We start from the raw sequence: 16,471 nt of genomic DNA, 5'->3' as shown, positions 1-16,471 counted from the left end.
GGCTCGCCCCCGCCGTCCCCCCCACCCCCCCAAAACCCCCCGTTTGCCCGGCCCGGGGGGGGTTTTGCGTCTGCTCGGCACTGGGTAAGTGTGGGTGATGAGCACGGAGGTTAAAGGCGACGAGAGCGCCCTGACCGTCGCCGTCGCACTCGGTGCCAACGCCCTGATCGCGGTCGCCAAAACCGTGGTCGCAGGCATCACCGGCTCGGCGTCCATGCTTGCCGAGGCGGCGCACTCCTGGGCGGACACCGGCAACGAGGTGTTCCTGTTGATCGGCACCCGCAAGTCGATGAAGCCGGCCGACGCCGAACACCGATTGGGTTACGGGCGGGCCGGTTACATCTGGTCGATGTTCGCCGCCTTCGGGTTGTTCACCGTCGGCGCGGTGGTGTCGATCTGGCACGGGATCTCCTCGCTCGGCGGCGAAGGTGAGGCGACGTCGTACGGCTGGGCCTACGCCGTGCTCGGCGTCGCGTTCGTGCTCGAGGGCACGTCGTTTGCGCAGGCGCTTCATCAGACGAGATCGGGTGCGGTGCAACGGCGTATCCACCCACTGCGCTATATCAGGGTGACCTCGAATCCGATGCTGCGCGCGGTATTCGCCGAAGACCTCTCCGCGCTGATCGGCTTGGTGATCGCGGCGCTCGGAGTCCTGGCACACCAGCTCACCGGAAACGCGGTGTGGGATGCGCTCGGCTCGATCCTGGTCGGTGTGCTGCTGGGTGGCGTCGCCCTGTTCCTCATCGGACGCAACATGGACTTTCTGACCGGTGAGGCGGCAACCCCACTGGCCCGCAACAGCGTGCTGTGGCAGTTGCTCAACCACACCGACATCGAACGGGTCAGCTATCTGCACATGGAATGGGTTGGCGCCGACCGCATCTACCTGGTAGCCGCGGTCGATCTGATTGGCGACGCCGCCGAGTCTGACGTAGCCGCCCGGCTCCACGCGATCGCCGATGCCTTGCAGAGCCGCCCGGAGATCGTGCGTGCGGTCCTCACCCTGACCCGCCCCGGTGATCCCACCGACCTACGGCCCGAGGAGCTACCCGACTGGTACCGGCAGGATCGACCGCAAAACCACGTACGTGACTGATGTGCGGCGCGCAGACTTGAGTAATGACCCGCATCGAGCCGCGCACCGACGCCGAGGGGCACGACCAGCCTGAATTTCATCCCTACCACCACCCCGCGGCAGGATGGGGCGCGGCCACGAGCGTCACCAAGTTCTTGATCCGCGAGCGCGAGCCTATCGACGGCCCCCGAGCGATCATGAAGATGAACCACGAGGACGGCGGTTTCGACTGTCCAGGCTGCGCCTGGCCCGACGACCTGAAGGGGCTCAAACTCGACATCTGCGAGAACGGCATCAAACACGTCACCTGGGAGATGACGCACAAGCGCTGCGGTCCGGAATTCTTCGCCCAACACACCGTCGCCGAGCTGGCGACCTGGAGCGACTTCGCCCTCGAAGATCAAGGCCGGCTGACCGAGCCTATGGTGTACAACGCCGAGACCGATCATTACGAACCGATCAGCTGGCGTGACGCGTTCGACCTCGTGGGCACGGCCCTGGCAGATCTGGAAGACCCGAACCAGGCGTCGTTCTACACCTCGGGTCGGCTGGGCAACGAAGCCACGTTCCTGTACCAGCTGATGGCGCGCGAACTCGGCACCAACAATCTGCCGGATTGCTCGAACATGTGCCACGAAGCCAGCGGTCGGGCCTTGACGGCGGCGCTCGGAACGGGCAAAGGCACTGTCGACCTTCAAGATTGGCAGACTGCCGACGCGCTCTTCATCATCGGCGTCAACGCCGCATCCAATACGCCGCGCATGCTCACCGCGCTGGCTGACGCCTACCGCCGGGGCGCGGCGATCGTGCACATCAACCCGTTGGTGGAAGCCGGAGCGACCAAGACCATCATCCCGCACGACTTTCTGCGCATGGCCACGTTCCGCTCCACCAAGACCAGCACGCTGAATCTCCAACCCCGCATCGGCGGTGACATGGCGCTGATCCGTGGCATCGCGAAAGCCGTTCTGGAACAGGCGCAAACCGACCCGAAGGCGCTGGATATCGAGTTCATCGAGCGTTATACGACGGGTTTCGAGGGCTACCGGTCGACCGTCGAAGCTACCTCGTGGGAAGAGATCGAATACAAATCCGGTGTGTGCGAAGCGGATATCCGCAAAGCCGCCATAATCTACCGCGACGCCGACCGCAGCATCATCAGCTGGTGTCTCGGCGTCACCCAGCACGAGCACGGCGTGGACAGCGTGCGCGAGATCGTCAACCTCCTTTTACTGCGCGGCAACCTGGGTCGCGAGGGCGCCGGGCCGTCACCGGTGCGGGGGCACAGCAATGTGCAGGGCAACCGCACCTGTGGCATCGACCACCGGCCGGCCGGAGCCTCCCTCGACCGGCTCGCCGACGTGTGCGGGATCGACCCGCCACGCGAGCCCGGTCTGGACACCGTGCGCACCATCGAGGCCATGAACCGCGGCGAAGTGAAGGTATTCGTCGGGATGGGAGGCAATTTCGCCAGTGCCGCCCCAGACACCGCGTACACCTTCGCCGGGCTGCAGAAATGTGATCTCACCGTCCAGGTCAGCACCAAACTCAACCGCAGCCACGTGATCCACGGCCGCCGCGCCCTGATCCTGCCCTGCCTGGGCCGTACCGAAAAGGATCATCAGAAGGCCGGCGTGCAGTCCGCCTCGGTCGAGGATTCGATGAGCATGGTGCACCTCTCGGTCGGGATGAAGAAGCCCGCGTCGCCGCACCTGATGTCCGAGCCCGCCATCATCGCCGGGATCGCGCGGGCCGCACTTCCTTCCAGCAGTACACCGTGGAGTTGGTATGTCGAAGACTACGACCGCATCCGGGACACCATGGCCAAGGTGCTCAACGGTTTCGAGGATTTCAATCGGCGGGTCCGCCTGCCGCTGGGCTTCCGGATCAAGCAGCCCGCACGGGAACTGATTTTCCTGACCCCGTCCGGGCGTGCCGAGTTCTCGGCGGTCGGGCTACCGGACGACAGCACCGAGGCGGGCACCTTGACCTTGGCGACGCTGCGCTCGCACGATCAGTGGAACACCACCATCTACTCCGACAGCGACCGGTATCGCGGCGTCAAGAACCTGCGCACCTTGGTTTTCATGAATGCGCAGGACATGGCCGACCGCGGGCTCAAGGAGTTCGACGACGTCGACATCGTCGCCACTGCCCGCGATGGCAGCACGCGCTCGCTGCGGCACTACAAGGCCATTCCATATGGCATCCCGCCCGGTTGCGCCGCGGGGTACATGCCCGAGATGAATGTCCTGTGCGCGATCGGCGACTACAGCACCCAGAGCGATCAGCCCATCATGAAGAACATCCGCGTCCGCGTCCAGAAGTCCGCCCCGGGCTGAGAAAGCATGTTCGCTCACACCCACCGGCTGCGGGCCGGCGGGGCCTGCGGCGTCACCCAGGCCTTGGCGTAGCGGTTCTTCCCGGCCCGCTGCGGATCGCGGCTGCGGTAGATCACAAAGGGACGGACCAGATAGCCGATCGGCGCGCTGAACATGTGCACCAACCGGGTGTAGGGCCAGAAGCCGAGCAGGGCAACGACTATCAGAACATGGGCCTGGAACGTCCACGGCGTCTCGGCCATCAACTGGGGCGCCGGGTGCAGGGTGAACAGGCTGCGGAACCACGGCGACACCGTCTCGCGATAGTTGTACGTCGAGAAGACGTTGGTCAGCGTGTTCAGCATCCCGGTGGCCAGCGCACCGACCAGCAGCAGGTACATCACCTTGTCGTTGAGTGTGGTCGCGGTGCGCACTTCGGGCACGGTCACCCGGCGGTACAGCAGGATGCCCACTCCGGCGACGACGGCGATGCCGGCCAATGCCCCCATGCTCACCGACATCAGGTGGTAGACGTGTTCGGAAACGCCGACGGCCGAGGTCCACGACTGCGGGATCAGCAGCCCGACAACGTGACCGGCTAGCACGCCCAGGATGCCGAAATGGAACAACGGACTGCCCAGGCGCAGTAACCTGCTCTCGTAGATCTGGGAAGACCGTGTGGTCCAACCGAACTGGTCGGCCCTGTAACGCCAGATGTGCCCGAGTGCGAACGACGTGAAGGCGATGTAGGGCAGGGTCATCCACAACACGTTGCTCATGCTCGACCTCCTGAAGCCATGGGATCCATCGCAAACGGATCCAGCCCGACGTCCTCGTCGGGCGGACCCTCGGCGGCCAGTTGGGCGATGCGGCGGCGGTCAGCGCTGTTCACTGGCGGCAGTGTGGACAGGATCGCCGCCAGCAGACCCGCGTAGTAGGACTCGTTGTCCTGCAGAGAAAGCCGCAGCAGCTCGAGCACCGGGACATGTTCGGCCAGCAGCCGTTCCCCTTGGGCGTGATCGACGGTGGCGGCGAACTCGAGCACCATCGGCAGGTAGTCGGGCAGCTCCGTGTTCTCCAATTCACCGACGTCCAGGCCGGCCTGCCGGTAGGCGTGCTTGAACCGCAGCAGCGCCATACCGCGCTTGCGGGTGTCGCCGTAGGCGTAATAGGTGAGGTGAAGGCTGGAACGCCGACGCATGTCGAAGGTCTCGACGTAGTTGGCTGCCCGTTGCATGGTGTCTGCCTGCCGGAACCGCAATGCGAACTCGGTCAGCGGCGCTCGCACCGATTCCGGAAGTTCGTCGGATATGGCATCCAATTGGTCGACGAGCGCGGCGGTTTCGGCCGTCGGGTAGTCGAGCATCAAGGCAGTGACGCGCCACACCAGGCGCTGCTGGCGCTCGGACAGGGCAGAGCCGGTGCCTGTCCTGCGGGTGCGGGTGAGTAGCTTCATGTGGTCGGCAACAACCCGTCTGTGCTCCGGCCGTCCCAGTTGAGCAGGTTGACCCGGGTCGGGTCACCTTGCGGAACAGCGTCATTGGTGTGGGTCAGATGGAACTTGTCCACCATCGTGTCGAATGCCGTCATCCCTGGTCCGCCGTCGCCATTCAGGCTGCAACCGGTGGCCAGGGCGTCGAGCCGGTGCGCATCCGAACCGGCCCCGGTCGGGATGACATAGCGGTCCTGATATTTGGCGATGGCCAGCAACCGGTACATCGATTCGATCTCGTCGCCACTCAACCGCACCGACGCCGGGATGGTCTCGTCGAACTCTTCGCCCAGGTTCGCCGAGCGCATGTAGGCGCGCATGGCGGCCAGTCGTTGCAGCGCGGCCCGGACGGGTGCGACGTCACCCGCGGTGAACAGCTCGGCCAGGTATTCGACCGGGATTCGCAGTGTGTCGATGGCGCCGAACAGGTTGTTCTTGTTCTCGCCGTCGTGACCGGTCTCTTTCAGGATGTCGACCACCGGCGACAGCGGCGGCACGTACCACACCATCGGCATGGTCCGGTATTCCGGATGCAGCGGCAGGGCCACCTGGTAGTCGACGATCAGCCGGTACACCGGTGAATTCTGCGCGGCGTCAATCCATTCGGGGGAGATGCCGGCCCGCTCGGCTTCGGCCACCACCCGGGGATCATGCGGGTTGAGGAACACGCCGAGCTGGGAGGGATAGAGGTCCTTGTCTTCGGTGACCGATGCCGCCTCCAACACCGCGTCGGCGTCGTACAACATCACGCCGATGTAGCGGAGCCGGCCGACACAGGTCTCCGAACACACCGTGGGGATGCCGACCTCGACGCGCGGATAGCAGAACGTGCACTTCTCGGCCTTGCCGGTCTTGTGGTTGAAGTAGATCTTCTTGTACGGACACCCGGTGACGCACTGGCGCCAGCCTCGGCACTTGTCCTGATCCACCAGCACGATGCCGTCTTCGGAACGCTTGTAGATGGCGCCGGAGGGACACGCTGCGGCGCAGGCCGGGTTGAGGCAGTGCTCACAGATCCGCGGCAGGTAGAACATGAACGTCTGCTCGAACTCGAGCTTGACCTTGTCTTCGAGCTTGCCCAGCAACGGGTCTCGGCTCACCTGCTCCGGGCCGCCGCCCAGATCGTCGTCCCAGTTGGCTCCCCAGGTGACCTTGGTGTCGCGACCGGTGATCAGCGACTTGGGCCGTGCCACCGGCGTGGTGTCCATGGCCGGTGCGGCGAGCAGGTTCTCGTAGTCGTAGGTCCACGGGTCGTAGTAGTCCGACACCGTGGGCAGGTCGGGATTGGCAAAGATGTTCAGCAGACGCTTGAACCGGGAGCCCGACTTGAGGGTGAGCTTGCCGCGCTTGTTCAGCGTCCAGCCGCCCTTCCAGCGCTCCTGGTCCTGATATTGACGCGGATAACCCTGCCCGGGACGGGTTTCCACATTGTTGAACCACACGTACTCCACACCGCTGCGGTTGGTCCAGGCCTGCTTGCAGGTGACACTGCAGGTGTGGCAGCCGATGCACTTGTCGAGGTTCATCACCATCGCCAGCTGCGCCATTATCCTCATTGGTCCACTCCGCAAGCTTCGTGTCCGGTCATCGTCTAGTACTCCACTTCCTGCGAGCGACGACGAATCGTGGTCACCTCGTCGCGTTGATTTCCGGTGGGCCCGTGGTAGTTCAGGGCGAAGGACTGCTGCGCATACCCACCGATCAGGTGCGTCGGTTTGATCATGATCCGGGTCAGCGCGTTGTGGATGCCTCCGCGTTTGCCGTTCTTCTCGGTGCGTGGCACGTCGACGGCCTTGTCCTGGGCGTGGTACATGAACACCAGACCTTCGGGCATGCGGTGGCTGACGATGGCGCGGGCATTCACCACACCGTTGCGGTTGGTGCACTCGATCCAGTCGTTGTCCTTGACGCCGATCTTGGCGGCGTCCACGTCCGACATCCAGATGCACTGACCGCCCCGGGACAGGGTCAGCATGTACAGGTTGTCCTGGTACGCAGAGTGAATCGACCATTTGGAGTGCGGCGTCAGGTAGCGCACGGTGATCGAACGACCGGCTGTGCTTCCTACCACGGGCTCGTCGAACAGCGCCGTCATGTCCAGTGGCGGCCGGAATGTCGGCAGTTGCTCACCGAGCTCACTCATCCAGTCGTGGTCCAGATAGAAGTGCTGGCGGCCGGTCAGGGTGTGCCAGGGCTTGAGTCGCTCGGTGTTGATGGTGAAGGGGGAGTAGCGCCGGCCGCCGGTCTCCGAACCCGACCATTCCGGCGAGGTGTTGACCGGCACCGGCCGGGCCTGGGTGTCGGCGAACGTGATTCGTTTACCTTCGTTCTCCTTGGCGAGATCGACCAGCTCGGTGCCGGTACGACGCTCCAGCGCCTCGAAGCCTTCGACGGCCAGGCGCCCATTGGTGGTGCCCGACAGCGCGAGGATGGCCTCAGCAGCGTGGGTGTCCTTGGCCAACGACGGACGTCCGACTGCGACGCCGCTGACCACGGTGCCGTTGACCCCGCACAGGTACTCGACCTCGGGCTCGGGATGCGTCGTCACCCCCTTGGTGGTGAGGCCGACGGTTTCCACCATCGGCCCCAGAGCGGCCATCTTCTCGGCGATCGCCGGGTAGTCGCGCTCCACCATCACAAGCCGGGGCATCGTCTGGCCGGGAATCGGCGCGCACTCACCGGCTTTCCAGTCCAGGACGCGACCGCCGGGCTGCGCGGTGGCGTCCGCGCTGTCGTGCTGCAACGGCATGGCCACGATGTCGTTGCGTTTGCCGAGGTGCTTTTCGGCCAGCCAGGAGAAGCCACGGGCAATGCGGTGGAACGCATCGAAATCGGTCTTCGTCTCCCACGGCGGTGAGATGGCCGGAGAGAAGGCATGCACGAACGGGTGCATGTCGGTGCTCGACAGGTCGTGCTTTTCGTACCAGGTGGCCGCGGGCAGCACGATGTCGGAGAACAGCGTCGTGCTGGTGTTGCGGAAATCCAGGGACAGCAACAGATCCAGCTTGCCCACCGGGGCCTCGTCGCGCCAACGGACCTCTTGTGGCCGGATACCGTCCTCGTCGCGCGCGGCGACCGCGGAGTCGGTGCCCAGCAGGTGTTTGAGGAAGTACTCGTTGCCCTTTGCCGACGAGCCGAGCAGGTTCGACCGCCACACCGTCAGGCAGCGCGGGAAGTTCTCCGGGGCGTCTGGATCTTCGCAGGCGAACTGCAGATGGCCCGATTTGAGGCCGTCCACCACGTAACCGGCGGCGTCTTTGCCGAGGCGGTCAGCCTCGTCGGCCAGATCCAGCGGGTTGCGGTTGAACGTGGGGTAACTCGGCATCCAGCCGAGCCGGCTGGCCAGAGCGATGTTGTCCGCGGCGGTGCGGCCTTCGAACTTGCCCTCGGCCAGAGGTGAGGCCATCACCTCCGAGGTGAACGGGTCGTAACGCCACTGATCGGTCGCCAGATACCAGAACACCGTGCCCTGCATCTGCCGTGGCGGTCGCTGCCAGTCCAGGCCGAAAGCCAATGTGGCCCAACCCGTGACGGGCCGGCACTTCTCCTGGCCGACGTAGTGCGCCCAGCCGCCGCCGTTGACGCCCTGGCAGCCGGTGAGCATCACCAGGGTGAGGAATGACCGGTAGATCTGATCGGAATGGAACCAGTGATTGGTGCCCGCGCCCATCAGGATCATCGACCGTCCCTTGGAACGCTCGGCGTTGTCGGCGAACTCGCGGGCGATCCGTTCCGCGGCCGCGGCGGGGACGCCGGTGATCTCTTCCTGCCACGCCGGGGTATAGGGCTCGGCCGCATCGTCATATCCCGACGGCCACTGCCCGGGCAGACCCTCCCGAGCCACCCCGTACTGCGCGAGCATCAGGTCGAAGACGGTCGTCACCCGGTGTCCGGCAACGATTCTGGTCGGCACGCCACGCTCCAGCACGCCCGGTTGGTCGCCGTCGAACCGCGGAAGGGACACCGTGGCCGCCTTGGCGTCGCTGTCGTGCATTGTCAGCAGGGGGTGTACACCTTGCAGGTCCAGGTTCCAACGTCCCTCACCGGAGGCGGTGAACCGGTGTCCCAGCGATCCGTTGGGCACCACGGGCCGTCCGGCCTGGTCCAACAGGACTGTTTTGGACGCCGCCCCCTCGCCGGTGTCACCGAGATCGGCTGCGGTGAGGAACTTTCCGGGCAGCACCTTCCCGTCGCGTTCGACGAGTGTGACCAGGAATGGCAGGTCGGTGTATTTCTTGACGTAGTTGGTGAAGTACGGCGTCTGCTTGTCGACGAAGAATTCCTTGAGGATGACATGCCCCATCGCCATGGCGAGGGCCGCATCGGTACCGGGGCGGGCCGGCAGCCATTCGTCGGCGAACTTGGTGTTGTCGGCATAGTCCGGCGACACCACCACGACCTTCTGGCCGCGGTAGCGGGCCTCGGTCATGTAGTGCGCGTCCGGAGTGCGGGTGACCGGGACGTTCGAGCCCCACATGATCAGGTAGCCCGCGTCGAACCAGTCGGCTGATTCGGGTACGTCGGTCTGATCGCCGAAGACCTGCGGCGAGGCCACCGGCAGGTCGGCGTACCAGTCGTAGAACGACAGCATCGACCCGCCGAGCAGCGAGATGAACCGGGCGCCGACGGCATGGCTGACCATCGACATCGCCGGGATCGGCGAGAATCCGGCCACCCGGTCCGGCCCGTACTTCTTGATCGTGTGGACGTGGGCGGCTGCGGCGATCTCGGCGGCCTCCCACCATTCGGCCCGGACAAATCCGCCCTTGCCTCGGGCGGCCTTGTACCGCTTGGACTTCTCCGGGTCTTCGACGATGTCGGCCCAGGCCAGCACGGGATCCTTTAGCCGCTCCTTGGCCTCGCGGTAGTACTCCAGCAGCACGCCGCGCACATAGGGATAGCGCACGCGCGCAGGCGAATACGTGTACCACGAGAACGACGCGCCGCGCGGGCACCCGCGTGGCTCGTACTCCGGCTTGTCGGCGCCGACCGATGGATAGTCGGTTTGTTGCGACTCCCAGGTGATGACGCCGTCTTTGACGTAGATCTTCCACGAGCAGGACCCCGTGCAGTTCACGCCATGAGTTGATCGCACCACTTTGTCGTGGGCCCACCGGTCACGGTAGAAGTCATCGGCCGAGCGGCCCCCGACCTTGTGCAGGGTCCGGTGATCGTCTGAGACTTCGCCGCGGTGGAAGTACTTGCCCAGTCGCAGCAACGCATCGGCAGGTGTCTGACTGCCCGCGGGTGAATCAACCAAGATCTGTCCCTCCACGCTGTTGATGCACGAGCGTAAGGGCGGTTTTCAGTGCCTCAAAAGAACGCACTCGGCGCCATGGGGCGCTGTGAAAGCGCGGTAACCCGGCAGTCATTTCACAGGAACACAGCGGTCATGCGGCGATCGGTCGGTCATTCCGCATTCATGTCGCCTACCTGCATAAACTGTGCCCCTCGCGGGCCGAGATCCGGGCGTTTGCCACAGTCGGTAGGCGGCGTGAGTCAGGCCCGGACGGCCCAGGATTTATCACCGCGGTAACACGTCGTCGGGTCGTCAAAGCAATGGCGGCTTTGTCCACGCGATGGTGTGCCGGAAGGCGGGTCGGCGCCGCATCACCGCACCGGGCAGCGTGGCGTCGACGATCGCGTGATCAGGTCGACGGGTCCCGCGAGCTCGCCGAGTCTGTGGTCGTCGATCGTGACGTTGGTGAGCCCGGCGGACCGTTGAGCGGCCTGGGCGCGCATCCCCGCGTCCAGATCCGTGCCGTGGACGTGCTCGAACGTTCGGCGAGTTTTGCCACCAATGCGCCTTGGCCGCAATTGATGTCAATGGCAGTGCCACGGTGGGCCGACAGGTTCGCCAGGATCCAGCCGTGGAAATGGTCGTTGTGGCTCCACGGATGCCTGTTGTTGAAGGTGTGCAGTGCCTGGCCGGTCAGTCACATTGGTCACAGCCGTCCCGGAATGGGAGACGATGGCCGTTGCGCCCGCCTGTTAGCGACTGTTCAGCGACAATCGCCACGTTGATATCGTTGTGCCTCGTCAGTCCCATTGTCGCTCCGCGATTTTGGCACTCGCACACCACTGACCTCATGAGCATCAGGTGTCCAGTGCCCGCATGCCAGCGACTCTGTCGCTGATAGTTGGTCAACCTGAAATTTGTTGTGCGTGAGCCTGATTGATACTGGAGTGACGCAAGTACTGATCGTCGCTGGGGCAGATGATGCGAAAATAGGTTCGTGAGGCGATTGTCGCTGAAAAGTCGCTCATAGGCGGGCAAGTCGCACACCCGGTTTCCCTGCGCGACGCGCCCGCCCGGTTGCGCGATACCCCGTGCGGGCGCCCCCGTTCAGTCGACCACGAAAGACGAGGCAGCACGCAGGTGTGCGACGGCGTCGTCGACGATCTTTTCGACCAGCTCGGCGCACGACGGCAGGTCGTTGATGATGCCGGCCACCTGACCCGAGGCCAGCACACCGGCGTCGGTGTTGCCATCCACGAGACCGGCTTTCAAAAGCATCGCTGTGTTGGCCTTCATGACGATCTGCGACCAGGTGAGTTCCTTGCCCTCCCGCATGGCCAGTCCGTCCTTGACGATCGAAAGCCAGGACATCCCCGAATACTTCTTGAACTTCTGGGCGTTGCCGACCGCGGCGGCGAGGCTGCGAACCCCTGAGCCGCTTTCGAGCTTCTCCACCAGGCCGGTGCGCAGCACGCGGTGCGGCATGCCGTCGACACGGGTAGAGACCACGGTGCCGTCCAGTGCGGCCTGCAGGTACCGCTGCTTGACCGCGTCGGGCACGGTGGAATCAGAGGTCAGCAGGAACCGGGTCCCCATGGCAACCCCAGCGGCGCCATACGACAAGGCAGCGGCCAGGCCGCGGCCGTCGAAGAAGCCCCCCGCGGCGATCACCGGCATGCCGGTGTCCTTCACCGCGTCGAGCACCGAGGGCAGCAGCAGCGTGGTGGCGACGGGACCGGTGTGGCCGCCGCCTTCACCGCCCTGCACGATGACCGCGTCGGCACCCCAGCCGGCCACCTTCTTGGCGTGCTTGGCCGCGCCGACCGACGGGATCACCACGACGCCTGCGTCTTTGAGCTTGGCGATCAGCTCGGGCTTGGGAGCCAGAGCGAAGGAGGCGACTTTGACTCCTTCGCGGATCAGGAGGTCGACGCGCGCACCGGCATCACCCGCATCGGCACGCATGTTGATGCCGAAGGGTTTGTCGGTGGCGGCCTTGACCTTGGTCACGGCGGTCTGCAGTTCCTCGAGCGTCATGGTCGCTGACGCCAGGATGCCGAGCCCGCCGGCGTTGGAGGTGGCGGCAACCAGTCGCGCACCGGCCACCCAGCCCATGCCGGTCTGGACGACCGGGTGCTCGATCCCGACCAGTTCGGTCAGCGGAGTCTTGAGCTTGCCCATGCGTTAGACCTTGACCTCTTTGTCGCGCAACGACTTCGGATCGATGGTCTCGCGCAGGAGCGTGAGCTCCTCGTCTGTCGGCATCCGGGTTTCTTCGGCGCTGTCAAGCCCGTGCACCTCGAAGGAGGTGTTGTCGGCGACCTGCTGAGCCTCGACACCGGGATGCAACGACACCGCGCGCATCTGGTGGTCGGGGCCGTTGAAGTCGAACACGCCCAGGTTGGACACCACGCGGTAGATGTTGGCGAACCGGTAGGCCGGATTGGCGGGATCAACCTTGTCCCAGCCGATTCCGGAGACGATGTCCACCGACTCGCAGAACACCCGCTTGGAGTGGTTGCCGACGAAGTAGCTGGTGGCATGGTTGATGCTGTTGCCCGGCGCACCGCGCACGCCGAACATCTGGCGGGTCGGGTGCTGGATCGGTCCGAACGCCGACAGGTTCTGGTTGCCGTAGCGGTCGATCTGGTTGGCGCCCATCACGACATGGCGCTTGCCCCAGGCCAGGGTCTCGAACACGCGGTTGAACGGCATCCAGCCCTCGACGGTGAAGGAGCCGCCGATGGCCGGGGTGTCGGCCATGATCCGGGCCTCACCGTCGGTCAGCACGATGTCGGGGGAGAAAGTCAGCCGGGCCAGCCGGGCGGCGATCTGGACGACGGTGGTCATGGGACTGGCCATGATCTCGCCGGCGTCGCGGAACAGTTCGGCGCAGGCGACGGCGCATATTTCGGCGCGGGTCACGTCACTCACTTGGCACCTTCTTTCTGGGCCTCGGCGAACTTGCGCACCGCGGCCTGGTAATCGTCCTCACTGCCGGACAGGTACGTCTTGACGAACTCAGCCCAGGTCTCGTCGGAGCCGGCGGCCTCGGCGTAGTGGCGCTGGAACTTCTCGTCACGCCGGTAATCGGGCTCGTTGGTGGTGAAGTGGGCACCGTTGGGTGCCTCCACCACGGAGTCGACCATCATCCGGTTGATCAGGAGGGCCTGCGTCGGAACGGCTTTGACCAGTTCCTCGGTGGAGACCACGCGCTCGACGGACAGGAAGCGGCGCTGGGCCGACATCAAGAACAGGTCGTCGAAGTACGGGTCGATACCGGTGTAGGCCGCATTGCCCTGAGCGTCACCGAGATTCATGTGCACGAACGCCGCGTCGAGGTTCAGTGCGGGCATCGCGATGAGTTCCTCGTGGGCCCCGTCGGTCTGGTACGGCGACGTCACGGTCTTGAGTTCGTCGCCCCAGAACGCGCGGACGTCGCTGCCGAGTCCGGCGCGGATCGGCAGGAACGGCAACCGCTGGGCGGCGGCCTGCAGCCCGCAACGCAGCATGCCTTCGTCCATCTCGCGGGCCTCGATGGCGCCTTCGGTGCGACGGCGCGCGAACCACGGGTCGTAGAACGGCGGCGAGTCCAGCGACACGAAGCCGTAGTAGACACGCTTGACCTTGCCAGCCGAACACAGCAGGCCCAGGTCAGGGCCGCCGTAGGTGACCACGGTCAGATCCTTGACGTCGGTGCGCAGCAGGGCGCGGACGAGGGCCATCGGCTTGCGCCGCGAGCCCCAGCCGCCGATGCCGATGGTCATGCCGCTTTCGATCGAGGCGGCTGCCTCGTCGAGAGTTGTCCTCTTGTCTGTCATGCCTTGGACCCCTTGTCAGTTCCGGCGAAGGCGTCGCGGTGCTCGTCGGACACACCGGACAGGTTGAGTTCGAAGGTGAAGCCCTGCTCCATGCGGTACCGCGCGTTGACAGGCTGCACGTCGATGAAGTTCAAGGCCTCCTTGGCCGCCCGGATCACCCGGGTGTCCTTGCTGGCGATGTCGCGGGCGACGCGCAGCGCGGCCTCGTCGAGCTCCTCGCGCGGGACCACCTCGTGCACCGAGCCGAAGTGATGCAGGGTTTCGGCGGGAACGGTCGCGGCAGTGAAGAACAACCGGCGCATCAGGTGCTGGGGGACCAGCCGGGACAGGTGGGTCGCGGCGCCCAACGCTCCACGTTCCACTTCGGGCAGCCCGAACTTGGCGTCGTCGGAGGCGACGATCACGTCGGCGTTGCCGACCAGACCGATGCCGCCACCGACGCAGAAGCCGTTGACTGCGGCCACCACTGGGACCTCGCACTCGTACACGGACTTGAATGCGTGGTAGCAGCCGCGGTTGGCGTCGATGAGTGCGGTGAAGCCCTCGGTGTTCTGCATTTCCTTGATGTCCACGCCGGCGTTGAAGCCGCGGCCCTCGGCCCGCAGGATCACCACGTGGGTGCTGCGGTCGCGGCCGGCGGCAGTGATGGCATCGCCGAGTTCGAACCAGCCGGCCGACGGGATGGCGTTGACCGGGGGGTAGTTGACGGTGACCGAGACGATGCCCGGTTCGACTGTCTTGGTGGTGATCGTCATCAATCCACTTCCTGGAGGGGTCGCTACCTAAGCAAGCACTTGCTTGGTACGCTAGCACAGTGACCGATACGCCAGAAGCCGGTGCAATCAATTTGGGTTTGGCCGGCAAGGTGGTCCTGGTAACCGGCGGAGTGCGAGGGGTTGGCGCTGGCATCAGCGCGGTTTTCGCCGGTCAGGGCGCCACCGTGGTGACCTGCGCACGTCGTCCGGTTGAGGGACTGCCCTACGAGTTCCACAGCTGCGACATCCGGGATGACGACTCGGTGAAGGCGCTGATCGACGCCGTCGTCGACAAGCACGGCCGTCTCGATGTGGTCGTCAACAATGCCGGCGGCTCGCCGTATGTGCTCGCCGCCGACGCGTCGGCGAAGTTCAGCACCAAGATCATCGAGCTGAACCTGATCGGCGCACTCTCGGTGTCTACGCACGCCAATGCCGTGATGCAGCAGCAGGACTCCGGCGGCTCCATCGTCAACATCTCCAGCGTCAGTGGCCACCGCCCGACGCCGGGCACCGCGGCCTACGGTGCGGCGAAGGCCGGCATCGACAACCTCACGTCCACGCTGGCCGTGGAGTGGGCGCCGAAGGTCCGGGTGAACTCGGTCGTCGTCGGCATGGTCGAGACTGAACAATCCGAACTGTTCTACGGCGACGCCGAGTCCATCGCGGCCATCTCGCGGAACGTCCCGCTGGGGCGGCTGGCCAAGCCGACCGACATCGGTTGGGCCACGGCGTTTTTGTCGTCGGCTGCGGCCTCGTACATCAGCGGCGCCTCGCTGGAGGTGCACGGCGGCGGCGAACCGCCGCATTACCTGTCGACCACTACAGCAGACATCAAATAGAAGGAGACACACTCACATGGGACTTCTGGACGGCCGGGTGGTCATCGTGACGGGCGCCGGCGGCGGCCTGGGCCGCGCACACGCGCTGGCGTTCGCGGCCGAAGGCGCACGCGTCGTGGTCAACGACATCGGCGTGGGTCTGGACGGCTCACCGGCCGGCGGCGGTAGCGCCGCCCAGGGTGTGGTCGACGAGATCGTCGCCGCCGGAGGCGAAGCCGTCGCCAACGGCTCCAACGTCGCGGACTGGGCACAGGCCGAGGCCCTGATCCAGACTGCGGTCGATTCCTTCGGCGGGCTCGACGTTCTCGTGAACAATGCCGGCATCGTGCGCGACCGGATGTTCGCAAACACCTCCGAAGAGGAGTTCGACGCCGTCACCGCCGTGCACCTCAAGGGGCACTTCGCCACGATGAAGCACGCCGCGGCCCACTGGCGCGCCCAGTCCAAGGCGGGCAACACTGTCGATGCGCGCATCATCAACACCAGCTCGGGCGCCGGCCTGCAAGGCAGTGTGGGACAGGCGAATTACAGCGCCGCCAAGGCCGGCATCGCCGCACTCACCTTGGTCGCCGCCGCGGAGATGGGCCGTTACGGCGTCAGCGTCAACGCCATCGCACCCTCGGCGCGCACCCGGATGACCGAGACCGTGTTCGCCGACATGATGGCCACCCAGGACCAGGCCTTCGACGCCATGGCTCCGGAGAACGTCTCACCGCTGCTGGTGTGGTTGGGCAGTGTCGAGTCCAAGGACGTGACCGGCAAGGTGTTCGAGGTCGAGGGCGGCAAGATCCGCGTCGCCGAGGGCTGGGCGCATGGCCCCGAGATCGACAAGGGCGCCAAGTGGGATCCGGCCGAGCTGGGCCCCGTCGTCAATGACCTGTTGGCCAAAGCCCGCCCGGCAGTCCCCGTCTACGGCGCCTAATTTT

General features: G+C 65.3%; 12 protein-coding genes. 4 read left to right on the top strand and 8 right to left on the bottom strand.

What is annotated here, in order from left to right:
* Positions 1-97: 97 nt before the first annotated feature.
* Together A5733_RS22750 and A5733_RS22745 are read left to right on the top strand one after the other, a co-directional pair.
* Entirely contained in the window at positions 98-1,096 is a 999-nt protein-coding gene (locus tag A5733_RS22750; RefSeq protein ID WP_076241765.1) for a cation diffusion facilitator family transporter, read from the top strand.
* Positions 1,097-1,119: 23 nt separating this feature from the next.
* Complete coding sequence (locus tag A5733_RS22745; RefSeq protein ID WP_076241759.1) at positions 1,120-3,417, top strand: FdhF/YdeP family oxidoreductase; 2,298 nt, start codon at positions 1,120-1,122, stop codon at positions 3,415-3,417.
* A 14-nt stretch (positions 3,418-3,431) separates the two neighbouring features.
* On the opposite strand, the gene narI is transcribed toward A5733_RS22745, so the two are convergent.
* The 8 genes from narI to echA20 all read right to left on the bottom strand — a co-directional run bounded on the left by narI (position 3,432) and on the right by echA20 (position 14,703).
* A complete protein-coding gene (gene narI, locus A5733_RS22740; RefSeq protein ID WP_076241758.1) occupies positions 3,432-4,175 on the bottom strand; it encodes a respiratory nitrate reductase subunit gamma in 744 nt (247 codons plus the stop codon).
* Positions 4,172-4,852 (bottom strand): nitrate reductase molybdenum cofactor assembly chaperone, encoded by a 681-nt coding sequence (narJ, locus tag A5733_RS22735; RefSeq protein WP_076241757.1) that lies wholly within the window; start codon positions 4,850-4,852, stop codon positions 4,172-4,174. The genes narI and narJ overlap by 4 nt, the downstream gene beginning before the upstream one ends.
* Positions 4,849-6,435 carry a nitrate reductase subunit beta gene (narH, locus tag A5733_RS22730; protein ID WP_083666391.1) on the bottom strand — a complete coding sequence of 529 codons (1,587 nt, stop codon included), beginning with the start codon at positions 6,433-6,435 and terminating at the stop codon, positions 4,849-4,851. Before narH ends, narJ begins: the two co-directional genes overlap by 4 nt.
* Before the next feature lie 44 nt (positions 6,436-6,479).
* A complete protein-coding gene (locus A5733_RS22725; RefSeq protein WP_198938916.1) occupies positions 6,480-10,148 on the bottom strand; it encodes a nitrate reductase subunit alpha in 3,669 nt (1,222 codons plus the stop codon).
* Between the two features lie 1,086 nt (positions 10,149-11,234).
* Complete coding sequence (gene ipdC, locus A5733_RS22720) at positions 11,235-12,308, bottom strand: (3aS,4S,5R,7aS)-5-hydroxy-7a-methyl-1-oxo-octahydro-1H-indene-4-carboxyl-CoA dehydrogenase (protein ID WP_076241754.1); 1,074 nt, start codon at positions 12,306-12,308, stop codon at positions 11,235-11,237.
* Positions 12,309-12,311: 3 nt separating this feature from the next.
* Positions 12,312-13,061 carry a cholesterol ring-cleaving hydrolase subunit IpdB gene (gene ipdB / locus A5733_RS22715; protein ID WP_076241753.1) on the bottom strand — a complete coding sequence of 250 codons (750 nt, stop codon included), beginning with the start codon at positions 13,059-13,061 and terminating at the stop codon, positions 12,312-12,314.
* Positions 13,058-13,948, bottom strand: a complete 891-nt coding sequence (ipdA, locus tag A5733_RS22710) for a cholesterol ring-cleaving hydrolase subunit IpdA (protein WP_076241752.1) — start codon at positions 13,946-13,948, stop codon at positions 13,058-13,060. Before ipdA ends, ipdB begins: the two co-directional genes overlap by 4 nt.
* Entirely contained in the window at positions 13,945-14,703 is a 759-nt protein-coding gene (gene echA20 / locus A5733_RS22705) for a (7aS)-7a-methyl-1,5-dioxo-2,3,5,6,7,7a-hexahydro-1H-indene-carboxyl-CoA hydrolase (RefSeq protein WP_076241751.1), read from the bottom strand. Before echA20 ends, ipdA begins: the two co-directional genes overlap by 4 nt.
* A 59-nt stretch (positions 14,704-14,762) precedes the next feature.
* On the opposite strand from echA20, the gene A5733_RS22700 reads away from it, so the two are divergent.
* Both A5733_RS22700 and A5733_RS22695 read left to right on the top strand, forming a co-directional pair.
* Positions 14,763-15,545, top strand: a complete 783-nt coding sequence (locus tag A5733_RS22700; protein WP_076241750.1) for an SDR family oxidoreductase — start codon at positions 14,763-14,765, stop codon at positions 15,543-15,545.
* Positions 15,546-15,561: 16 nt separating this feature from the next.
* Positions 15,562-16,467, top strand: coding sequence for an SDR family oxidoreductase (locus tag A5733_RS22695; protein WP_076241749.1), 906 nt, complete (start codon positions 15,562-15,564; stop codon positions 16,465-16,467).
* Positions 16,468-16,471 lie beyond the last annotated feature (4 nt).

Source organism: Mycobacterium sp. NS-7484 (genome assembly GCF_001953975.1).
Lineage (GTDB): Bacteria > Actinomycetota > Actinomycetes > Mycobacteriales > Mycobacteriaceae > Mycobacterium.
Note: the sequence above shows the minus strand (reverse complement) of the source record. Positions and strands in the feature narration are given on the sequence as shown.